Origin of the sequence: Aquabacterium sp. NJ1, from assembly GCF_000768065.1 — a bacterium.
Taxonomy (GTDB): Bacteria; Pseudomonadota; Gammaproteobacteria; order Burkholderiales; family Burkholderiaceae_C; genus Aquabacterium.
This window is the reverse complement of the sequence record NZ_JRKM01000001.1, coordinates 1,165,643-1,187,052: the sequence shown is the minus strand read 5'-3', so window position 1 is coordinate 1,187,052 and position 21,410 is coordinate 1,165,643. Positions and strand designations below refer to the sequence as shown.

The window sequence follows — 21,410 nt, the reverse complement described above, 5'->3', positions numbered from 1 at the left end:
TTTCACTGGACCATGCCGGTGGCATCCCGAGCTGCAAATGCGCGCTTTTTGGCGCTTTATGGCCCGATCATGATGCGGGCAGTTTCATAGCATGGCAATCAGCCCGGGGTGTCAGTGTCGCATCCTGGATGCAAGGATCGACATGTCTGATAACCCTGAGCGCATCTTCCGCATCGAAGTAGGCCCGCCGGCTCCACCCAGAGAGCAGGGCATCGACTTCCAGAACGCGGGGCTGAGCGACATCACAAACGACAGCCCGGACAGCGGTGCCTTCCGCTGGCCCACGCCGCCTTTTGCCACCTATCCTGTGCCCGGTGTGCAGCAGGAGCCCGAGCCCTGCCAGATCGTGGGGCTCAACGGCCGCGTGATGCAGGGGCGCCTGAACTTCTTTGTGCCCACCGAGCACGTGGCCCACATCCAGGTGCCGCCAGCGCGCACCACCATGCCGCTGCGCTTCAACCAGTTCCGCACGATCTTGCTGACACGCCCGATCGAGCCCAAGCTGGCAGACGCCGGCCTGAGCCAGCATGACAACGGCGTCCTGGCCGAGCGCCCGGTGACGGATTACCGCGTCCACCTGGTGGCCGGCGGTACGCTGGAAGGCGACACCATCGGCCACGTCGAAAACGAGTTTGGCCTGTTCCTGTTCCCGCCCGTGGATGAGCGCGGGGCCGTGCACCGCCTGTTCGTGCCCACCGAAGTGATCGCGGGTGTCGAAATCGGCCCGCTGATTGGCCAGGCGTTGGTCGATTCGCAAGCCGTCAGCCCCGAAGAAGTGGAGCAGGCGGTCGAGGTGCAGCAGAACCTGCGCAACCAGAAGCTGGGTGACATCCTGTTGACCCAGAAAGTGGTCTCGCCTGATCAACTGATTGCCGCCATCGAGCGCCAAAGCCAGATGCCCATGGTGCGCATCGGTGAGGCGCTGATCGCCTTGGGCCTGATCACCGAAGAGCAATTGCAGGACGCCCTCAAGCAGCAAAAGACCGACCGCACCGTGCCGCTGGGCGAGTTGCTGGTGCGCTTAGGGATGGTGTCCCGCCAGGATCTGCTGAGCGCCCTGGCCCGCAAGATGGGCTACCCGCTGGTGGACCTGGACCGTTTCCCCGCCGACCCGGACGCGCTCAACAAGGTGCCCTTCAACGTGGCGGCCAAGCTGCTGGTGGCGCCCTTGCTGCTGCGTGACACCACCCTGATCGTGGCCGTTGAAGACCCCAGCAAACGCTCGGTGCTGTCCGAACTGGAGTTCGTCACCCAGTGCAAGATCGTGCCGGTGCTGGCCAACCAGAGCCAGCTGGAATGGTCCATCCGCGACGCCTACGCCAAGCTGGGCGCCGACGTGACCTCGGTGATGTTCGCCGCCTTCTCCGACCCGGCCGAGCTGGAGATGGAGTCCATCGACTCCGGCAAGCTGGTCGAAGACCTGGAGAAAGAGGGCCTGGACAACAAGGCCTTCCAGGAAGAAGACAAGCCCATCGAGCAAAGTGACAACTCGCTGGTGCGCCTGATCAACACCATGATCGTGGAGGCCTACACCCAGGGCGTCTCCGACATCCACATCGAGAGCTACCCCGGCCGCGACAAGATCAAGATCCGCTTCCGCAAGGACGGTGCACTGGTGCCGTATCTGGAGCTGCCGCACAACTACCGCAGCGCCATGATCGCCCGTATCAAGATCATGTGCGACCTCGATATCTCCGAGCGCCGCAAGCCCCAGGACGGCAAGATCAATTTCGCGCGTTTCGTGCCCCAGTACCGACTGGAGCTGCGCGTGGCCACCATCCCGACCAACAACGGTCTGGAAGACGTGGTGATGCGCATTCTCAGTTCGGCACGCCCCATGCCGCTGGACAAGATCGGCCTGAGCCCCTACAACCTCACGCGCCTGAAAGAGGCGCTGGAGCGGCCCTACGGCATGATCCTGTGCGTGGGCCCGACCGGCTCCGGCAAGACCACGACGCTGCACTCGGCTCTGAGCTTCATCAACGTGCCCGAACGCAAGATCTGGACGGCCGAAGACCCGGTTGAAATCACCCAGCCCGGCTTGCGCCAGGTGCAGGTCAACCCCAAGATCGACTGGACCTTCGCCAAGGCCTTGCGCGCCTTCCTGCGTGCCGACCCGGACGTGATCATGGTGGGTGAAATCCGTGACCACGAAACCGCCGACATGGGCATCGAGGCCTCGCTCACGGGCCACCTGGTGCTCACCACACTGCACACCAACAGCGCACCGGAAACCGTCACCCGCCTGCTGGACATGGGCATGGACCCGTTCAACTTCGCGGATGCCTTGCTGGTCGTGCTGGCGCAGCGCCTGGTGCGTCGCCTGTGCACCGCCTGCAAGGTCAGCGAGCCGGCCACCCAGCATCAGATCGACGACCTGATCAAGGAGTACCTCTACGTGTTCCCCGAGCACGAAGAAACGCCCTCGCGCGAAGCCCTGCTGGCCGACTGGCAGGCACGCCTGGGGCACGAGGGTACCTTGATGATGCACAGCAGCAAAGGCTGCCCGCAGTGCAACCACACTGGCTACAAAGGCCGTGCAGGCCTGCATGAGTTGCTGTCTGTCAGCCGCGAGATCCGCCGCATGATCCAGACCGGCGCCAACGCCGAAGCCCTGTTGCATCAGGCGCTCAGGCAAGGCATGCGCACCCTGCGTCAGGACGGCATAGAGAAAGTCCTCTCAGGCATAACGAGCATGGAAGAGGTGCGTGCCAGCAGCAATATGTAGCCCCATGGCGGCGGGAAACTGATGAAAGCGTGCCTTGTTGTGCGCATGCTGCACGCACGACCCAAAAAAGGTGCAAGATAGACAGCAACGAAGTCGTTGATCAGACACAAGAACCGGGGCCTTATCCGGGCTTGAATGTGAGGCGATTTCCTCGATCTTTGGTGTGAAGGCGATGCTTGTGTGGTCGCGCCGAGTTCACCAGGTGGTTACGGCGCAGATCACGAATGGCATCGATGGCGTAAGTCGATGGTTCGGAGGTCTGTATGGACGTGATCAGCAACTTCGCAGCTCGTTACGAGCGCACCCGCGAAGAAGAATTCACCCTCGAGGAATACCTCGAGATCTGCAAGAAAGACAAATCGGCCTTCGCCACCGCGGCAGAGCGCATGCTCGAAGCGATCGGTGAACCGCAGATGATCGACACGCGCAATGACCCGCGCCTGTCTCGGATCTTCACCAACAAGGTGATCAAGATCTACCCGGCTTTCGAAGAGTTCTATGGCATGGAAGATGCCATCGAGCAGGTCGTCAGCTACTTCCGCCATGCCGCGCAAGGTCTGGAAGAAAAGAAGCAGATCCTGTATCTGCTGGGCCCGGTGGGCGGTGGCAAGTCGTCGATCGCCGAGCGGCTCAAGCTGCTGGCCCAGAAGGTGCCCTTCTACGCCATCAAGGGTTCGCCGGTCAACGAGTCGCCGTTGGGCCTGTTCGACCCGACGGAAGACGGCCCGATCCTGGAGAAGGAATACGGCATCCCCCGCCGCTACCTCAACCGCATCCTGAGCCCCTGGGCTGTCAAGCGCCTGGAAGAGTTCGGCGGTGACATCCGCAAGTTCAAGGTCGTCAAGCGTTACCCCAGCATCCTCAAGCAGGTGGGCATCGCCAAGACCGAGCCAGGCGATGAGAACAACCAGGACATCAGCGCGCTGGTGGGCAAGGTTGACATCCGCAAGCTCGAAACCTATGCCCAGGACGACCCGGACGCCTACAGCTACTCCGGTGGCCTGTGCCTGGCCAACCAGGGCCTGCTGGAATTCGTGGAAATGTTCAAGGCGCCCATCAAGGTGCTGCACCCCCTGCTGACCGCCACCCAGGAAGGCAACTTCAAGGGCACGGAAGGTTTCGGTGCGATCCCGTTTGATGGCGTGGTGCTGGCTCACTCGAACGAGAGCGAGTGGAAGGCCTTCCGCAACAACAAGAACAACGAGGCTTTCCTTGACCGGATCTACATCGTCAAGGTGCCTTATTGCCTGCGCGTGAGCGAGGAAATCAAGATCTACGAGAAGCTGGTGCGCACTTCGTCGCTGGCCGCCGCGCCCTGCGCCCCGGGCACGCTGAAGATGATGAGCCAGTTCGCCATCCTCACGCGCCTGAAGGAGCCCGAGAACTCCAGCATCTACAGCAAGATGCAGGTGTACGACGGCGAGAACCTCAAGGACACGGACCCCAAGGCCAAGTCCATCCAGGAGTACCGCGACTACGCAGGCGTGGACGAGGGCATGAGCGGCATCTCGACGCGTTTTGCATTCAAGATCATCTCCAAGGTCTTCAACTTCGACCCGGCTGAAGTGGCGGCCAACCCGGTGCACCTGATGTACGTGCTGGAACAGCAGATCGAGCGCGAGCAGTTCCCGGCTGAAACCGAGCAGAAGTACATCTCCTACATCAAGGAGATGCTGGCGCCGCGTTACGCGGAGTTCATCGGCAAGGAGATCCAGACGGCTTATCTGGAAAGCTATTCCGAGTACGGCCAGAACATCTTCGACCGCTACGTGACCTACGCCGACTACTGGATCCAGGACCAGGAGTACCGCGACACCGACACCGGCGAGATCTTCGACCGCGGCGCGCTGAACGCCGAGCTCGAGAAGATCGAGAAGCCGGCCGGTATCGCCAACCCGAAGGACTTCCGCAACGAGATCGTCAACTTCGTGCTGCGGGCTCGCGCCAACAACGGTGGCAAGAACCCGCTGTGGACCAGCTACGAGAAGCTGCGCACCGTGATCGAGAAGAAGATGTTCAGCAACACCGAAGAGTTGTTGCCGGTCATCAGCTTCAACGCCAAGGCCAGCGCCGACGAGGTCAAGAAGCACGAGGACTTCGTCAACCGCATGGTCCAGAAGGGCTATACGGCCAAGCAGGTTCGCCTGCTGTGCGAGTGGTATTTGCGAGTGCGTAAGAGTTCATGACCCACCCCCGAGCGCCTTCCGGCGCTCCCCCTCAAGGGGGCGTCGCCAATGGCCCGGCAAAGCCGGATCCATGGCGCCCACTTGATGCAATTCGGAAGCGAGCATGAGGCAACACATCATTGACAGGCGGCTGGCGGGCAAGAACAAGTCCATCGGCAACCGTGAGCGCTTCCTGCGTCGATACAAAGACCAAGTGCGTGAAGCGGTGCAGCGTGCCATCAACGGCCGCAGCATCCGCGACATCGAAAACGGCGAGGACATCGCCATTCCCAAGCGCGATCTGTCCGAGCCGGTGTTCGGTCATGGCCAAGGCGGCACGCGTGAGGTGGTGCACCCCGGCAACAAGGAGTACGTCAGGGGGGACCGCATCGAGAAGCCGCAAGGCGGCCAAGGGCAGGGCGGTGGCGGCAGCCAGGCCTCCGATTCCGGTGAGGGCGAAGACGATTTCGTGTTCAGCCTGAGCAAGGAAGAGTTCATGCAGGTCTTCTTCGAGGACCTGGCCTTGCCCAACCTCGTGCGCACCGCCTTGGCCGAGGTGCCCGAGTGGAAGAGCCACCGTGCCGGCTTCAGCAGCGATGGCACACCCAACAACCTGCACGTGGTGCGCTCCATGCGCGGGGCGCTGGGGCGGCGTATTGCCCTGGGGGCCTCCTCGCGGCGCGAGATCCAGGAGCTCGAAGCGCGTCTGGCCACCCTGCGCGCCGAGACCGAAGATGGCGACGAGGCCATCGTGCGCAAGCATGCGGCCGAGATCGAAGAGATCGAAGCCAAGCTGTCGCACCTGTATGGCCGCATGAAGGGCATCCCCTTCCTGGACCCGATCGACCTGCGTTTCCGCAGCCGCATCAAGGTGCCGGTGCCTACCACCAAGGCCGTGATGTTCTGCGTGATGGACGTGTCCGGCTCGATGGACGAGCAGCGCAAGGAGCTGTCCAAGCGCTTCTTCATCCTGCTGTACCTGTTCCTGACGCGGCACTACGACAAGATCGAACTGGTCTTCATCCGCCACCACACGCAGGCCCAGGAAGTGACGGAAGACGAGTTCTTCCACGCGACCGAAACCGGCGGCACCGTGGTGTCCAGCGCCCTGGTGCTGCTTGACGAGATCATCCAGGCCCGCTACCCCACCAGCGAGTGGAACCTGTACGTGGCCCAGGCCTCCGACGGTGACAACTGGCACCATGACTCCAGCCGCTGCCGCGAGATCATCGAGCAGAAGATCCTGCCCCTGGTGCGCTACTACGCCTATGTGCAGGTGGCCCAGACCGAGCAGAACCTGTGGGACGAGTACCTGGCCCTGGCCGAGCAGCACAAGCACTTCGCCATGCGCAAGGTGCTGGATGCCTCGCAGATCTACCCGGTGTTCCGTGAGCTGTTCAAGAAGGAAGGGGTGGATGCATGAGCGCACTACTGAATCAGCATCAAACGCACAGCAAGCCGCTGCCTGGCCCTTCCGACTGGTCCTTCGAGTTGATCGAGGAGTACCACGACGTCATCCGCGCGACGGCCGAGCGCTTCAAGCTCGACACCTACCCGAATCAGCTCGAGATCATCACGGCCGAGCAGATGATGGACGCCTACGCCAGCGTGGGCATGCCAGTGAACTACCGGCACTGGTCGTACGGCAAGGAGTTCATCGCCACCGAGAAGAACTACCGCCGCGGCTTCATGGGGCTGGCGTACGAGATCGTCATCAACTCCAACCCCTGCATCAGTTACCTGATGGAAGAGAACACCATGGCCATGCAGGCCCTGGTGATCGCGCACGCGGCCTATGGCCACAACAGCTTCTTCAAGGGCAACTACCTGTTCCGCATGTGGACGGATGCGGGCTCCATCATCGACTACCTGGTCTACGCCAAGAACTACGTGGCACGTTGCGAAGAGCGCCATGGCGTGGACGCCGTCGAAGAGTTGCTGGACTCCTGCCATGCGCTGATGAACCATGGCGTGGACCGCTACCGCCGCCCGGGCAAGCTGTCGCTGGACAAGGAACTGGCCCGCCGCGAGGAGCGCGAAGCCTATCTGCAGCAGCAGGTCAATGACCTGTGGCGCACCTTGCCGCGCCGAGCTGATCGGCCCGAGGAAGAGTCGGTGCGCCGCTTCCCTGCCGAGCCGCAAGAGAACCTGCTGTACTTCATCGAGAAGCACGCGCCGCTGCTGGAGCCCTGGCAGCGCGAGATCGTGCGCATCGTGCGCAAGGTGGCGCAGTACTTCTACCCGCAGCGCCAGACCCAGGTGATGAACGAAGGCTGGGCCACGTTCTGGCACTACACCCTGCTAAACACCATGTATGACGACGGTTACCTGACCGACGGCATCATGATCGAGTGGCTGCAGTCGCACACCAATGTGGTGTTCCAGCCGCCGGTGGGGCACCGCGCCTACAGTGGGCTGAACCCGTATGCGCTGGGCTTTGGCATGTACACCGACCTTAAGCGCATTTGCGAGAAGCCCACGCCGGAAGACCGTCTCTGGTTCCCCGACTTCGCCGGCTCGGCAGAAGGCACCGACCCCAAGGACCACGCCTGGCTCAAGACCTTGGACTATGCGATGCGCAACTTCAAGGACGAGAGCTTCATCGGCCAGTTCCTGAGCCCGAAGGTGATGCGTGACTTCCGCCTGTTCGCCATCCGCGACGATGAAGAAGAGAGCGAATACGAGGTCAGCGCGATCCACGACGAAGGCGGCTACCGCCAGTTGCGCGAGATGCTGTCCAGGCAGTACGACCTGGGCTCACGCGAGCCCAATATCCAAGTCTGGAGCGTGAACCTGCGCGGTGACCGTTCCTTGACCCTGCGCCACACGCAGCACAATGACCGCCCCTTGCATGACAGCACGCGTGAGGTGCTCAAGCACGTGGCGCGCCTGTGGGGCTTCCCGGTTCACCTGGAAAGCGTCAATGGCATCGGCGATGTTCGCCAGCAGTGGACGGTGGTGCCGGCCTCGATGGAGTGATCCTGGGGCCGGCTGGCGCCCGGGAGACACCAGCTTGAGCGGGTTGCTCAGCTGAGTTTGAGCACCTTGCGGATGCCGCCCAGCAGGATGTCGTCCTTGTGGGGCTTGACGATCCAGGCCACCACGCCGTGCTCCTTGGCACGGGCTTTCAGCTCGGGGCTGGTCTGTGTGGTGAGCATGAAGATCGGGGCATGGTAACCCTGCTCCTTGATGTGCTTGCACATGGTCAGGCCGTCCATGCCGGGCATGTTCAGGTCCGAGATGACCAGATCGATGGCGTGTTGGCCCATTCGCTCCAGCCCTTGTTCGCCGTTTTCTGCTTCGACCACTTCGAAACCCGCCGGGATCAGCAGGTCTTTCAGCGCGTCGCGCATGGTCTTGGCGTCATCGATCACCAAAATCCGGGGCATGTCATTCTCCTTCTGCCGTTTCGACGCACACGCGGTTCTTGCCATTGTGCTTGGCAACGTACAGGTATTTGTCGGCGCGGTGCAGCAATGTTTCGAGCGTGTCGCCTTTGTGGCAGTAAGCCACGCCTGAACTGGTGGTGACACGCAACATCTGGCCCTTGCCAATGTCGATGGGGGTCTCGGCCAGTTTGGCGCGGATGCGGTCGGCCACGATGGCGCCACCTTGCTCGTGGGTTTCGTTGCAGGGCAGGGCCAGCACGAACTCCTCGCCGCCATAACGCACCGAGATGTCCGTGTCCCGGGTGCAGGCCCGGATGATGTTGCCAAAGGCCTTGATCACCCGGTCGCCCGCGTCGTGCCCATAGGTGTCGTTGACGCTCTTGAAGTTGTCCAGGTCGAACATCACGATGGCCAGTTCACGGATGTTGTCGCGCTTGGCCGACGCAATCAGGCGGCTGATGCTGTCGTTCATGAACAGGCGGGTGTACAGGCCTGAGAGCGGGTCGCGGATGGCGCATTCGTACAGGGCCTGTGCCTGCCTGCCCAGCAGGTCGGCCTTCTCGATCTGGCGCTGTGCCAGATAGCTCGCCGTGATGTCTTCCAGCGTGACCATGTAGCGGTCCACGGTGTTGTTCTTGGCGATCGGCTGGACGCGCGGCTTGATCCACTTCTCGAAGCCGGCGGGGCCTTCGATCTTCAACTGGTTGAGGCGGCCCAGCTCGGCTTCGCGGGCCGAGAAATGCGGCATGAACTGGCCCGCGCATTCCCGCAGCAGGTCAAAGGCCTCATTGAGTTCTTTTTCCTGATCCGGGTTGGCGCGCAACAGCAGTTCATGGAGCGACGCGCCGATCAGCGTGCGCTGGTTGAGCAGCACATGGCAGTATTCGGACAGCACCTCGGTGATCCGGCCCTGGCTGTCGAGCACCATCAGCCCCAGCGGGATGCTGGAGAAGATGCTCATGAGCTTGAGCTCGGACTGGTACAGGCCAGACAGATCGTCGCCGACCATCGAGATGACCTTGCCTTCGGCCTCGCTGACGCTGCCCAGCCTGAAGATGCGCCAGAAAAAGGGCTTGGCGGGCTGGTCTTCGCTGGTGCCGGCAAACTCCAGTTTCATGCGGACATTGGTGTCCTTGTTGCTGTCGTCGCGCAGGTGGCTGAAATGGTGCAGCAGGATGTCGCGGTTCTCGCTGGTGAAGAACGCGGTGAAGTCCAGGTGCAGCGCGGTCTCCATGGTGCAGCCCACGAGCTCGCAGAAGGCCTTGTTGGCCCGGATGACGCGGTTGTGCTGGTTGAGCACCACGAACACGCTGGGGATGTCGTCCAGGATCTGTTCGTTGTATTCGCAGGCGCTCTCCAGCATGGAGAGCACCCGGTGCGAGGCCTGCAGTTCGTTGTGGTTGCTCATAGGAAGTCCAGCTCGCCTTCTTGTGCTTCTTCGTCTTCGGCCTTGATGCCTGAGAGGTCGTTCTTGCTGAGCAGCTCGACATAGCAGCTGCAGTAGATGCCGTCGAAGGGGCCTTCCAGGCGCCAGAAGTCGCCAAATTTGGTGATGGCGCCCGTCTTGGCCTGGTAGTCGGCGTAGATCTCGTAGATGCCCCGGGTACACAGCGGCACGCTCATCCCCATGGAGATCTGGTGTGCATCAAAGATCCGGCAGACACGGCCACCCATCTGGTTGCTCAACTCCTTCATGAAGTCCACCAGCTGCTTGTCGGTCAGGTCGGTGTCGGCTGCGCGCTTGGTCTGGCGGTAAGCCCGGATCTGCTCGGGGTTGAAGTGCACCTTGAAGACGATGCGCAGTTCCTCGCAGGTCAGCAGCACCATCGCGATGTAGCGGGCCAGCACCTGGCCGAGCTGGTGATCCGGCGGCTCGGAAATGAGGGTGACGTCCTGCCCGTCGAAATACTGGCTGGCCTGCACGACAGAGGCGTCGCGCAACAGCTTGCGCAGGCTCTCCACTGAGGCTTGTGTGATGGCTTCAGCGTCCATGATGGGCTCCTTGTGCAGGGGCGTTGCCGGCGTGCGATCTGGAGCGATCAGGGGGCATGGGGCGCAGTGGCATGGTATTTGGCTTTTGTTGGCGAAGACGCAGCCAACTGGTCTTCATCAAGCCGGTTTACGGCATGCCAGCACTTGCCTTGAGAGGGGGGGGCTGTTTGCGCGGGGCAGAAGCCGACAAATCGTGAAAATATGCCGGTGCTCGCCTCGGCTCTCCCGAGCCAGGGGCGAATCATGGCGGCCTGGATCAGGCGGTCGTACAGGCTGACCGGGACCCGGACCGCGTCATCCAGGTGTGACGCAGTTCACGTCTGACCCGATTTGCGTTTGCGCCAGGCAAAACGCTGGCCGAATAGCGCGTGGGGCACCCCTCTTATCCGGCTAAAGATTTCCAGGTGCTCGCGAAGAATGCTCATCAAGCAGCAGTCCTTCGCACACCATGTCCGACCAAGGTTCTCAAGACAAGCAATTACCCGCCTCGGCGCGCAAGCTTCAGAAAGCGCGCGAAGAGGGCCAGGTCGTTCGCTCGAAAGATCTGGGGCACTTCCTGGTGATCCTGGCGGCCACCGGCGTGCTCATGGGCCTGACGCCGGTCTGGATGGACAAGATGCAGACCCTGTTGCACGCCGGCCTGCGCTTCGACGCCCGCTCGGTGGCCAACAACGACGTGATGATGGAGCGCCTGAGCCAGTGGACGCTGGAGGCGCTGATGGTGGTCGTGCCTTTCAGCCTGAGCATCGGCCTGGCCTCGGCGGCGGCCTCGGTGATGGCCGGCGGCTGGGTGATGTCCTTCAAGGTGATTTCGCCCAATTTCGGCAAGCTCAACCCGATTGCCGGCATCGGCAACCTGTTTTCCAAGCAGCAGATGATCGACGCGCTCAAGGCCTCGGCCCTGGGCCTGATCCTGGGGGCGGCAGGCGCCACCTTTCTGTACAAGGCCTGGCCTGGCCTGGTGGGCCTGCTGTCGCAACCCTTGCCTTCGGCCATCCATGACCTGGGTGTCACCCTGGGCGAGGTGCTCGGCTCGATGCTACTGGTGATCGCGGCGTTTGCCATCATCGACTGGCCCCTGCAGCGCTTCCTCTTCGCCGAGAAGATGAAGATGAGCCATCAGGAAGCCAAGGAAGAGTACAAGCAGCAAGAGGGCAGTGGCGAGGTCAAGGCCAAGATCAAGCAGAAGATGCGCGAGATGGCCCGCAAGCGCATGCTGGCCGCCGTGCCCACGGCCGATCTGGTCGTGATGAACCCGACCCACTATGCCGTGGCGCTCAAGTACGACGAGGCCTCCATGGGCGCACCCCGCGTGGTGGCCAAGGGCCTGGACCTGCTGGCCTTCCGCATCCGTGACATCGCCACCGAAAACCGTGTGCCCGTGCTGGAGGCCCCGCCTCTGGCTCGTGCGCTTTATGCGAACACCGAAGTGGACCAGGAAGTGCCCGTGGCGCTCTACAGCGCCGTGGCCCAGGTGATGGCCTATGTGTTCCAGCTGCGCAATGCGCTGGCAGGCCGCTCCGCACTGCCGGGCAACCTGCCTGATCTGGACGTGCCCGCCGAGCTGGACCCCCAGCAATCGGCGAAGTTGAAGGCCAAGCTCGAACAAGAAGAATCGGAGATTGACGCATGAACCCGTTTTTGCAAAAGCTCCAGGCCCTCCTGGGCGGGCAGAACAAGAACCTGCAGGTGATGGCTGCACCGCTCGTGGTGGTGTGTGTGCTGGCCCTGATGGTGCTGCCGCTGCCGGCCTTCATGCTGGACCTGTTCTTCACCTTCAACATCGCCACCGCCCTGATGGTGATGATGGTGGCGGCCACGATGATCCGCCCGCTGGATTTCGCGGCCTTCCCCTCGGTGCTGCTGCTGACCACCTTGCTGCGCCTGTCGCTGAACGTGGCCTCGACCCGGGTGGTGCTGCTGCAAGGCCACACGGGCACCGGCGCGGCCGGCCATGTGATCGAATCCTTCGGCCACTTCCTGATTGGTGGCAACTTCGCCGTCGGCTTGATCGTGTTCGCGATCCTGGTGGTGATCAACTTCGTGGTGATCACCAAGGGCTCCGAGCGCATCGCCGAAGTGAGTGCCCGTTTCACCTTGGACGCCATGCCTGGCAAGCAGATGGCGATCGACGCCGACCTGAACGCCGGCCTGATCGACGAGAAAGAAGCCAAGCGCCGCCGCCTGGAAGTGGGCGAAGAAGCCGAGTTCCACGGCTCCATGGACGGTGCCTCCAAGTTCGTGCGCGGTGACGCGGTCGCCGGCATCCTGATCCTGTTCATCAACGTGATCGGCGGTTTCGTGATTGGCGTGGTGCAGCACGGCATGTCGCCGGGCGACGCGGCCAGCTCCTACGTGCTGCTGGCTGTGGGTGACGCGCTGGTGGCCCAGATCCCCGGCCTGTTGATCTCGGTGGCGGCGGCCATGGTGGTGTCGCGCGTCGGCAAGGAAAAGGACGTGGGCGCCCAGATCATGGGCCAGATGTTCGAGAACCCCAAGGTCATCGGCGTGGCTGCCGGCATCCTGGGCCTGCTGGGCGTGATCCCGGGCATGCCGTCCATGGTGTTCCTGCCCGTCGGTGGTGGCCTGGGCTGGTGGGCCTGGAAGATGGCACTCAAGCAGGAGGCTGCCCGCAACGCACCCAAGCCGGTCGAAAAGCCCGCTTCGGAAGTGGCCAACCCCAATGGCGAAGCCACCTGGGAAGACCTGCAGCCCATCGACACCCTGGGCCTGGAAGTGGGCTACCGCCTGATCCAGCTGGTGGACAAGGAGCGTGGCGGCGACCTGCTGACCCGGATCAAGGGCGTTCGCCGCAAGTTCGCGCAAGAAGTCGGCTTCCTGCCGCCATCTGTGCACATCAAGGACAACCTGGAGCTCAAGCCCAGCTTCTACCGCATCACCCTGCGTGGTGCCGTGGTGGGCGAGGGCGAGGTCTTCCCCAACATGCTCATGGCCATCAACCCCGGCCATGTGGTCAACCAGATCGCCGGTACCGCCGCCGTGGACCCCGCTTTTGGCCTGCCCGCCGTGTGGGTGGAAGAACGCCAGCGGGATGCCGCGCAAATGGCCGGCTACACGGTCGTTGATCCCTCGACCGTGGTGGCCACCCATCTTTCACACTTGATGCAACTCCATGCAGCCAAGTTGCTGGGACGAGTCGAAACCCAACAACTGGTAGAGCATGTGACGAAACTGGCCCCCAAACTCATCGAAGACGTGGTCCCCAAGATGGTCGGCATTTCCACCCTGCAAAAAGTGCTGCAGCTCCTGCTCGAAGAAGGTGTGCATATCCGCGATATGCGCTCCATCATCGAAACCATCGCCGAGCAGGCTGCTTCCAGCCCCAATGTGGTGAACGACCCGGCCGAACTGGCCCGCCGTATCCGCATCGGCCTGGCCCCCGCCATCGTGCAGCAGATCTACGGCCCGGTGCGCGAGCTCGACGTGATCGCCATCGACCCCGATCTGGAACGCCTGCTGACGCAAGCCCTGACATCGCCCAGCGGCCCCATGCTCGACCCGGGCGTGGCCGACCACCTGACCCGCCAGGCCTCCGAGGCCACGCAGCGTCAGGAAAACATGGGCCACCCCGCCTGCCTGCTGGTGCCGGACATCATCCGCCCCTCGGTGGCACGCCTGCTCAAACGCGCCGCACCTCGTCTCAAGGTGCTGGGTCACAGCGAGATTCCTGAGACTCACTCGATTCGCATCGGTACCCTGATCGGAGGCCACGCATGAACGTCAAACGCTTCACTGGACGCAACAGCCGCGAGGCCATGCAAAAGGTCAAGGCCGCCTTTGGCAACGATGCCGTCGTGCTGTCGACCAAGCCCGCTGCCGAAGGCGGCATCGAGATCCTGGCGATGGCCGCAGACAGCGTGCCGGCCATGGACCACTACGCGGTCGAAAAGGATGCACCCGAGCTGGCGCCGCGTGAATCTCGCAGCGAATCCCGCTCTGAATCTCGTGGCGAATCGCGTACTGAACCCCGCGACGAAGCGGTCAGCGCGCAGCCCCGCAAGGCCGTTGCCAAGCAAGCCAAGGAAACCATGGCGAACCTGGCCAACACCGTGCAGGACGACGTCAAGCAACTGGCCATGAGCACCTTGTCCTTCCAGGACTATGTGCGCGAACGCATGCTCAAGCGCCGTCAGGCTGCCATGCAGGCGCGCACCGAGCCCGCCATGGCCCTGCCGCCCGAAGAACAACTGAACCAGCGTTTTGCCCAGCCCAAGCCGCAGCGCCCCGCCGTGCCCACCTCGGTGGATCTGGCAGGCGAAGCCATGCGCGGCCGATCTGCGCCCGTGGCAGACGAAGCCGACCAGTGGGAGCAGCCCGTGCGCCGGGCCCCGGTGGCCCAGCCGCGCCAGCCCGCACCCCAGGCTCGCCCGCAAGCCGTGCAACAGCCCAAGCCCGCCGCTCAGGTGGTGCCGCTGCGCAGCGAGCATGCCGACCTGACCATGGACAAGGTCACGCCCGCTCGTGACGCCGTTCGTGTGGCCCAACCCGATGCCGCCACCCTGTCCGCCCTGAAGGCCGCGCAGGACGCCAACGCCTCCATGCTGGGTGAGCTGCGCGCCATGCGCGAGATGATGAAGGAGCGTTTCGAGACGATGGCCTTCATCGAAAAGCTGGGCCGCACGCCTTCGCAAGCCCAGCTGGCTCAACGCCTGCTGGACGCCGGTTTCTCGGCTGTGCTGGTGCGCAAGATGCTCGACGCCATGCCCGCCGAAGTGAGCAACGGTTCGCACGACGAAGTGCAGTGGGCCACCCAGGTGCTGCAGCGCAACGTCAACACCGCCGACCACGAGCTGCCCATCGAAGACCAAGGTGGCGTGTTCGCCTTGATCGGCTCCACCGGCGTGGGCAAGACCACCTCCACCGCCAAGCTGGCTGCCACGTTTGCCGCCAAGCACGGTGCCTCCAACCTGGGCCTGATCACGCTGGATGCCTACCGTGTCGGTGCCCACGAACAGCTGCGCGCTTATGGCCGCATCCTGGGCGTGCCCGTGCACATGGCCCATGACCGCGCCGCGCTGGAAGACCTGCTGGAGCTGCTGTCCGGCAAGAAGCTGATCCTGATCGACACCGCTGGCATGGCCCAGCGCGATGGCCGCACCAAGGAGCTGCTGGACATGCTGGCCCATCCCAGCATCCGGAAGCTGCTGGTGATCAACACCGCTGCACAAGGCGACTCGATTGAGGATGTGATGCATTCGTATCACGCCGAAGCCTGTGCCGGTGTGGTGCTGTCCAAGCTGGATGAAGCCGTGAAGCTCGGTCCGGCACTGGATGCGTTAATTCGTCACAAATTGAAAGTTTTGGGTGTAGCTAATGGCCAACGGGTGCCCGAAGATTGGCATCGTCTGTCGGCCCAAGCCCTGGTGCACCGCGCGCTGAAAGCCAGCCTGAACCCCGCGTACAGGCTCGATCCCAACGAAGTGAGCCTGGTGTTCTCGGGGCCGGTGGCCGCCAATCCCCTGTCTACCCCGCGTCACGTTTGATAGCAGCTTGTCACCAACGTCAACCTAAAAGACAGCCAACACATGAGCCGCCACGACAGCCATCAGGTCAGCGCAAGCAGTCCCCGCGCCCACCATCCGGTGGACCAGGCGCAGGGCATGCGGCAGATGTTTACCTCCCGGGTGTTGCGCTTTGTGCCGGTGGTGGCCAACCCCAGCACCGCTTGTGGTGGCCTGGTGCTGGAGCGCCTGTGTGCGGCCTATGCCGGCTTCAACCTGAAGGTGCTGGTGGTGGATGCGAGCGATCAGGCTCGCCCGCCCGGCGAGCTGGCCGAATTTGATCTGGCCGAGGGCATCGAGGTGCTGTCCGACCAGATCAGCTACATGCCCGCCAAAGGCCTGCCGCTGCGTTACGTGGATGCGCGTGGTTCGTGCAGCAGCCTGCTGGACGCCATCGCCAACGCGGCGCCACAAGTCGATGTGGTGCTGGTGCATGCCTCTGCCAGTGCCATCGTGCGCCTGTTCTCGCAGCGTGCCCGTGGCACCAACCTGCGCCCCTTGTTGTTCACCAATGACCTGGCTGAAGGCCTCACCGACGCGTACGCCGCCGTCAAGGTCATCAGCCAGCGCGGCAGCTGGATGGCCTACGACCTGCTCGTGTGCGCCACCGCCCGCAGCCAGCAGGCCCGGCCTGTGGCCGAGCGCCTGGCCCGCTGCGCCGATGATTTCCTGGGCGTGGCCCAGCGTGACTGGCAGTTGTTGGACCCCCGCGAGCCGGCCACCGCCGACCCGCATCCCAGGTTCATGGAAATGGCAGCCGGCTTGCTGCGAACGGCGCTGCCGCTCGCACTGAGCGACACGGCTTTTGATCACCTGATGTCGCCGGGGGCAGCATTGCCTTCAAGCGCCGCCCCCGTACTCAATTGATTGATGTTCATGGAGCAGAGCATGTACACCGCCAAAGGCCGACTTGAGATCGACGCGATGCTGCGCCAATACAGTCCTCTCGTGCGTCGCCTGGCGCACCAGATGATTGCCAAACTGCCTGCGAACGTCGAGATTGATGACCTGATTCAGGTTGGCATGATCGGCCTGACCGACGCCCTCACGCGCTTCGACGCAGGGCAGGGCGTGCAGTTCGAGACCTTTGCCACCCAGCGTATTCGTGGCGCCATGCTCGATGAGCTGCGCGGCGCCGACTGGCTGAGCCGTGGCACCCGCAAGCAACAGCGCGACATCGAAGGCGCTGTGCACAGGCTGGAGCAGCGCCTGGGCCGCGCGCCGCATGAAAGCGAAATCGCCAGTGAAATGGGCATGACCCTGGGTGACTACCAGGAGATGCTGGGCAAGGTGCGTGGCACCCAGCTCATCTACCTGGAAGACATGAGCGGCGAGGACGGTGACAACGATTACCTCGATCGCCACGTGACCGACGAGGGCAACGACCCCTTGAGCTTGCTGCAAGACCACCGCATGCGCCATGCTCTGGTCGAGGCCATCAAGAACCTGCCCGAGCGTGAGCAGTACGTCATGAGCATGTACTACGAGCAGGACATGAACCTCAAGGAAATCGCGGCGGTGCTGGGCGTGACCGAGTCACGCGTCTGTCAACTGCACAGCCAGTCCATTGCTCGCCTGCGCGTCAAGCTGCGGGAGTGGTAAGCGCATCGCGCTTTTGAGAGGCAGACATGCTGACGATGTTCCGACGCAAGCCAGCGGTACCCGAGCCCATCGAGCCGGTGGCCCAGCCCCTTGTCAATCTGGGTGCACAACAACTGGCCGAAACGCTGGAGCGTGACACCAGTGGCCTGGGCTGCGAAGCGGCGCAACTGCGCGGCAGCCTGGAAGACACCACGGCGGTGGCCAACCACCAGACCGAGACCTTGGCGGGGCTGGTTTCTGCTTTGCAAGACATCGTTCGTTCCCAGGACCAGATCCACGCTGAAACCGTAGGCGGTATGGCCTCCATGCAGCTCGCGCGCGAAAGCGTGGCCCATGTGGGCCGCGAAGTCAGTGGTGTGGTCGAAACCTTGCACCAGGTATCCGATGCCGCTCAGCAGATTGCCCAGGTGGCCTTGCAGACCCGGCTGGTGGCTTTCAACGCCTCCGTCGAAGCCAAGCGCGCCGGTGAAGCTGGCGCCGGTTTTTCTGTGGTGGCCGATGCCGTCAAGGACCTGTCCACCCAGGTGGAATCCATTTCCAAGGCCATCCAGAGCACGATCGGCAAACTCGATCAGCGCATCCAGTCGCTGGCCAGCGACCTGACCGATCAGGCCCATGCCGCCACCAACAACAAGAACCGCCCAGCCACTTTCCATGAAGCCTTGCATGGTGTGGAGGAGGGCGTGCAGCGCATCAGCGCCGCGGCCGATGCCAGCCGCCAGCTGACGCAAGGCGTGAACGAGCAGATCAGCCTGATGGAAGGCGAGGTCAACAAGGCTCGCAAGGAGCTGGCCTCGGCGTTCAAGCGCAGTGATGCGGTGTTGACCGTGTCAGAGCGCCTGATGGAGGTGATCGCCGCCTCGGGCGTGGAGACCTCGGACACGCCCTACATCGACCTGGTCAAGCAGGTGGCCGGCCAGATCTCCGATGTGCTCAACGAGGCCCTGGCCTCGCGGCGCATCACGCTGGAGCAGTTGTTCGACGAGAACTACCAGCCCATGCCCGGAACGCAGCCGCAACAGCATGCGACCAAGTTCAATGCCCTGACCGACGACTTGTTGCCGCCCATCCAGGAGGCGGCCATCCGCGCTTTGCCGGATGTGGTGTTTTGCATCGCGGCCGACCGCAACGGCTACATCTCGACGCACAACCAGATCTACTGCCACCCGCAGCGACTCGGTGATGTGGTCTGGAACACCGCCAACTCACGCTGGCGCCGCATCTTCAATGACCGCACGGGGCTGGCCTCGGCGCGCAACGAGAGGCCCTTCCTGTTGCAGACCTATCGACGCGATATGGGGGGTGGCAAGTTCGTGCTGCTCAAGGAAGTGGCCGCCCCGATCACGGTGGCGGGCAGGCACTGGGGTGGCTTGCGCCTAGCCTACCGCTTCTGATTTCGACTTGGCTTGATCAGCCAATGCGCCCCAACAAAAGGTACTCCATGAGTACCTTTTGTACGTGCAAGCGGTTCTCCGCCTCGTCCCAGACGACGGACTGCGGCCCGTCGATCACTTCGGCCTCGACCTCTTCACCACGGTGCGCTGGCAGGCAGTGCATGAACAGCGCATCCGGGGCCGCCACGGCCATCATGTCGGCGTCCACGCACCAGTCAGCAAAGGCCTTCTTGCGTTCCTCGTTCTCGGCCTCGAAGCCCATGCTCGTCCACACATCGGTGGTCACCAGGTGCGCGCCACGGCAGGCGTCCATCGGGTCCTTGAAGACCTTGTAGCAATCGGTGTTGCTGATGCCGGCGACAGCCGGGTCAATCTCGTAGCCGCTGGGCGTGCTCACGTGCACGGTGAAGCCCAGGATCTCGGCGGCCTGCAGCCAGGTGTTGGCCATGTTGTTGCCGTCGCCCACCCAGGCCACCACCTTGCCCTTGATCGAGCCGCGGTGCTCGATGTAGGTGAAGATGTCAGCCAGGATCTGGCAGGGGTGGTATTCGTTGGTCAGCCCGTTGATGACCGGCACGCGCGAGTTGGCTGCGAACTTCACCAGCTTGGCTTGCTCGTAGGTGCGGATCATCACGATGTCGACCATGCGCGAGATCACCTTGGCGCTGTCCTCGATCGGTTCGCTGCGGCCCAACTGGCTGCCGTCGGTGGTCAGGTGCACCACCGAGCCGCCCATCTGGTACATGCCCGCTTCGAAGCTCACGCGGGTGCGGGTGCTGGCCTTCTCGAAGATCATGGCCAGGGTGCGGTCCACCAGGGGGGTGTACTTCTCGTAGTTCTTGAAGCGCTTCTTGATGATCGCGGCGCGCTCGAACAGGTAGGCGTACTCCTGCTCGCGAAGGTCCTTGAACTGCAGATAGTGTTTGATGAGACTCATACCGGGCTTCATGCGAATTCAGACGTCAGTTTAAGCAGCGCTTGTTTCAGACAGGAAGGCCTTGACCAGCGGCGCGAGGATGGCGACGATCTCGTCGGCTTCCTCCGCCGTGATGATCAGGGCCGGCAGCAATCGGATGACCTTGTCGGCCGTGATGCTCAAGAGCAGGCCGGCGTCCACGGCGCGCTGCAGCAGCACGCCGCAGGGGCGGTCGAGCTCTATGCCGATCATCAGGCCCTGGCCGCGGATCTCGGCCACGCCCTTGAGCTCGCCCAACTCGCGCACCAGGGCGTCATGCAGGTGCTTGCCCACGCGGTCAGCGTGCGCCAGCAGTTGCTCTTCTTCCATGATCTTGATGGTTTCGACGCCGGCACGCATGGCCAGAGGGTTGCCGCCGAAGGTGGTGCCATGGTTGCCGGGCTGCAGCACATTGGCAGCCTTGGGCCCGCACACCACCGCGCCGATAGGTACACCGGAGCCCAGCCCCTTGGCCAGGGGCATCACGTCGGGCTGGATGCCGGCCCACTGGTGGGCAAACCACTTGCCGGTGCGGCCCATGCCGCATTGCACTTCGTCAAGCATCAGCAGCCAGCCTTGCTTGTCGCACAAGGCGCGCACGGCCTGCAGGTACTCGGTGCGGGCGGCGTTGATGCCGCCTTCGCCCTGGATCACTTCCAGGAACACGGCCGTCACGTTCGGGTGGGTGTTGGCGACTGCTTCCAGCGCGGCGATGTCATTGAGCGGCACGCGCACAAAGCCTTCGACCAGCGGCTCGAAACCGGCGTGCACCTTGGGGTTGCCGGTGGCCGACAGCGTGGCGATCGAGCGGCCGTGGAAGGCCTTCTCGTACACGACCACTTCAGCGCGGTCGATGCCTTTTTCATGGCCGTACTTGCGCGCAATCTTCAGCGCCGCCTCGTTGGCTTCCAGGCCGGAGTTGCAGAAGAACACGTTGGTCATGCCCGAACGCTCGACCAGCAAGCGGGCGAGTTCTTCCTGCAGCGGCACCTGGTAGTAGTTGCAGCAGTGGATCATCTTCTCGATCTGATCCTGCAGGGCGGGGACGAGCTTGGGGTGCTTGTGGCCCAGGGTGTTGACCGCGATGCCCGAGAGCGCATCCAGGTAGCGTCGCCCTTCGGTGTCCCAGACGCGAACACCTTCACCATGCGAAAGCGCAATGGGCAGGCGGCCGTAGGTGGGCATCACATGGGGCATCGACACGGGAGCAGTCATGGCAACGGGTTCTCAGGTTCAGTTGCGAAAAGAAAAAAGGCGCAGCAGGCACTGCGCCAGGACACATTCTATGTAAAAGGCGCGGCGGCTGGAATCCGGCGGCGCGTGTTGCATGCGCCAGGCACCAGCGATTTCCGCTTTGTCTTGCGCCATAACAGGGCATGAGGCATCAAGCTCGTGCCATGTCATCCGATATGAACAGGGCGTGCGCCGAGGGTTGTGCGCGAACGGGTGTCAAGTCGTGACCCAGTCCGGGGCACGGGCTCTTGGCATCAATGTTGCGGTACATCACAGTGTTGGCGACAATGGAGGACTGTCTCGCATGGAAACGCTCACAGAAGCCGTGTCCATCACCAAGGTGCCAGGCCAGGGTTACCCGCCCGAGTCGGCTCTTGTTCCCCGCAGTCGCCAGACACAATCTGCTGCTGCGCCTGTCAATTTACCCATT

15 protein-coding genes are annotated in these 21,410 nt (G+C 63.0%); 10 read left to right on the top strand and 5 right to left on the bottom strand.

All coding sequences use genetic code 11. The annotated features are described in order from the left end of the window. The first annotated feature begins 142 nt into the window (after nucleotides 1–142). From JY96_RS05125 to JY96_RS05110, 4 genes are all read left to right on the top strand, one after another. Complete coding sequence (locus JY96_RS05125; protein ID WP_081961045.1) at nucleotides 143–2,728, top strand: ATPase, T2SS/T4P/T4SS family; 2,586 nt, start codon at nucleotides 143–145, stop codon at nucleotides 2,726–2,728. A gap of 263 nt (nucleotides 2,729–2,991) precedes the next feature. Then, nucleotides 2,992–4,914, top strand: a complete 1,923-nt coding sequence (locus tag JY96_RS05120) for a PrkA family serine protein kinase (RefSeq protein WP_035035524.1) — start codon at nucleotides 2,992–2,994, stop codon at nucleotides 4,912–4,914. 103 nt (nucleotides 4,915–5,017) lie between these two features. Further along, nucleotides 5,018–6,316, top strand: coding sequence for a YeaH/YhbH family protein (locus tag JY96_RS05115; RefSeq protein ID WP_035035521.1), 1,299 nt, complete (start codon nucleotides 5,018–5,020; stop codon nucleotides 6,314–6,316). Continuing rightward, nucleotides 6,313–7,872 carry a SpoVR family protein gene (locus JY96_RS05110; RefSeq protein ID WP_052162152.1) on the top strand — a complete coding sequence of 520 codons (1,560 nt, stop codon included), beginning with the start codon at nucleotides 6,313–6,315 and terminating at the stop codon, nucleotides 7,870–7,872. Before JY96_RS05115 ends, JY96_RS05110 begins: the two co-directional genes overlap by 4 nt. A 47-nt stretch (nucleotides 7,873–7,919) precedes the next feature. Here JY96_RS05110 and JY96_RS05105 read toward each other — a convergent pair whose 3' ends face one another. Genes JY96_RS05105 through JY96_RS05095 form a run of 3 tightly spaced genes read right to left on the bottom strand, consistent with a single transcriptional unit; the run spans nucleotide 7,920 to nucleotide 10,274 of the window. Beyond that, nucleotides 7,920–8,282 (bottom strand): response regulator transcription factor, encoded by a 363-nt coding sequence (locus JY96_RS05105; RefSeq protein ID WP_035035518.1) that lies wholly within the window; start codon nucleotides 8,280–8,282, stop codon nucleotides 7,920–7,922. 1 nt (nucleotide 8,283) lies between these two features. Next, on the bottom strand, nucleotides 8,284–9,690 hold the full coding sequence (locus JY96_RS21965) for a sensor domain-containing diguanylate cyclase (RefSeq protein WP_052162151.1): 1,407 nt from the start codon (nucleotides 9,688–9,690) through the stop codon (nucleotides 8,284–8,286). Continuing rightward, the gene (locus JY96_RS05095; RefSeq protein WP_035035516.1) at nucleotides 9,687–10,274 is read right to left on the bottom strand and encodes a hypothetical protein; all 588 of its coding nucleotides are present in this window, start codon (nucleotides 10,272–10,274) and stop codon (nucleotides 9,687–9,689) included. Before JY96_RS05095 ends, JY96_RS21965 begins: the two co-directional genes overlap by 4 nt. A gap of 448 nt (nucleotides 10,275–10,722) precedes the next feature. On the opposite strand from JY96_RS05095, the gene flhB reads away from it, so the two are divergent. Genes flhB through JY96_RS05065 form a run of 6 tightly spaced genes read left to right on the top strand, consistent with a single transcriptional unit; the run spans nucleotide 10,723 to nucleotide 18,792 of the window. Then, on the top strand, nucleotides 10,723–11,907 hold the full coding sequence (gene flhB, locus JY96_RS05090; RefSeq protein ID WP_052162150.1) for a flagellar biosynthesis protein FlhB: 1,185 nt from the start codon (nucleotides 10,723–10,725) through the stop codon (nucleotides 11,905–11,907). Further along, entirely contained in the window at nucleotides 11,904–14,012 is a 2,109-nt protein-coding gene (gene flhA / locus JY96_RS05085) for a flagellar biosynthesis protein FlhA (protein ID WP_035035514.1), read from the top strand. The genes flhB and flhA overlap by 4 nt, the downstream gene beginning before the upstream one ends. Continuing rightward, nucleotides 14,009–15,778: a flagellar biosynthesis protein FlhF gene (gene flhF / locus JY96_RS05080; RefSeq protein WP_035035512.1), complete on the top strand. Its 1,770-nt coding sequence runs from the start codon at nucleotides 14,009–14,011 to the stop codon at nucleotides 15,776–15,778. Before flhA ends, flhF begins: the two co-directional genes overlap by 4 nt. A gap of 42 nt (nucleotides 15,779–15,820) precedes the next feature. Beyond that, nucleotides 15,821–16,663, top strand: a complete 843-nt coding sequence (locus tag JY96_RS05075) for a hypothetical protein (RefSeq protein ID WP_052162149.1) — start codon at nucleotides 15,821–15,823, stop codon at nucleotides 16,661–16,663. A 21-nt stretch (nucleotides 16,664–16,684) separates the two neighbouring features. Next, nucleotides 16,685–17,398: an RNA polymerase sigma factor FliA gene (locus JY96_RS05070; protein ID WP_035041302.1), complete on the top strand. Its 714-nt coding sequence runs from the start codon at nucleotides 16,685–16,687 to the stop codon at nucleotides 17,396–17,398. 26 nt (nucleotides 17,399–17,424) lie between these two features. After that, complete coding sequence (locus JY96_RS05065) at nucleotides 17,425–18,792, top strand: methyl-accepting chemotaxis protein (protein WP_035035510.1); 1,368 nt, start codon at nucleotides 17,425–17,427, stop codon at nucleotides 18,790–18,792. Nucleotides 18,793–18,808: 16 nt separating this feature from the next. Here the strand turns inward: JY96_RS05065 and argF are convergent, their stop codons facing one another. Both argF and JY96_RS05055 read right to left on the bottom strand, forming a co-directional pair. Beyond that, on the bottom strand, nucleotides 18,809–19,741 hold the full coding sequence (gene argF, locus JY96_RS05060; protein WP_035035507.1) for an ornithine carbamoyltransferase: 933 nt from the start codon (nucleotides 19,739–19,741) through the stop codon (nucleotides 18,809–18,811). Nucleotides 19,742–19,759: 18 nt separating this feature from the next. Continuing rightward, complete coding sequence (locus JY96_RS05055; RefSeq protein WP_035035504.1) at nucleotides 19,760–20,962, bottom strand: aspartate aminotransferase family protein; 1,203 nt, start codon at nucleotides 20,960–20,962, stop codon at nucleotides 19,760–19,762. Nucleotides 20,963–21,410 lie beyond the last annotated feature (448 nt).

Bases quoted from the DNA above. Each gene is read 5' to 3' on its own strand.
- JY96_RS05125 (WP_081961045.1), top strand. From the start codon at position 143: ATGTCTGATAACCCTGAGCGCATCTTCCGCATCGAAGTAGGCCCGCCG.
- JY96_RS05120 (WP_035035524.1), top strand. From the start codon at position 2,992: ATGGACGTGATCAGCAACTTCGCAGCTCGTTACGAGCGCACCCGCGAA.
- JY96_RS05115 (WP_035035521.1), top strand. From the start codon at position 5,018: ATGAGGCAACACATCATTGACAGGCGGCTGGCGGGCAAGAACAAGTCC.
- JY96_RS05110 (WP_052162152.1), top strand. From the start codon at position 6,313: ATGAGCGCACTACTGAATCAGCATCAAACGCACAGCAAGCCGCTGCCT.
- JY96_RS05105 (WP_035035518.1), bottom strand. From the start codon at position 8,282: ATGCCCCGGATTTTGGTGATCGATGACGCCAAGACCATGCGCGACGCG.
- JY96_RS21965 (WP_052162151.1), bottom strand. From the start codon at position 9,690: ATGAGCAACCACAACGAACTGCAGGCCTCGCACCGGGTGCTCTCCATG.
- JY96_RS05095 (WP_035035516.1), bottom strand. From the start codon at position 10,274: ATGGACGCTGAAGCCATCACACAAGCCTCAGTGGAGAGCCTGCGCAAG.
- flhB (WP_052162150.1), top strand. From the start codon at position 10,723: ATGTCCGACCAAGGTTCTCAAGACAAGCAATTACCCGCCTCGGCGCGC.
- flhA (WP_035035514.1), top strand. From the start codon at position 11,904: ATGAACCCGTTTTTGCAAAAGCTCCAGGCCCTCCTGGGCGGGCAGAAC.
- flhF (WP_035035512.1), top strand. From the start codon at position 14,009: ATGAACGTCAAACGCTTCACTGGACGCAACAGCCGCGAGGCCATGCAA.
- JY96_RS05075 (WP_052162149.1), top strand. From the start codon at position 15,821: ATGAGCCGCCACGACAGCCATCAGGTCAGCGCAAGCAGTCCCCGCGCC.
- JY96_RS05070 (WP_035041302.1), top strand. From the start codon at position 16,685: ATGTACACCGCCAAAGGCCGACTTGAGATCGACGCGATGCTGCGCCAA.
- JY96_RS05065 (WP_035035510.1), top strand. From the start codon at position 17,425: ATGCTGACGATGTTCCGACGCAAGCCAGCGGTACCCGAGCCCATCGAG.
- argF (WP_035035507.1), bottom strand. From the start codon at position 19,741: ATGAAGCCCGGTATGAGTCTCATCAAACACTATCTGCAGTTCAAGGAC.
- JY96_RS05055 (WP_035035504.1), bottom strand. From the start codon at position 20,962: ATGACTGCTCCCGTGTCGATGCCCCATGTGATGCCCACCTACGGCCGC.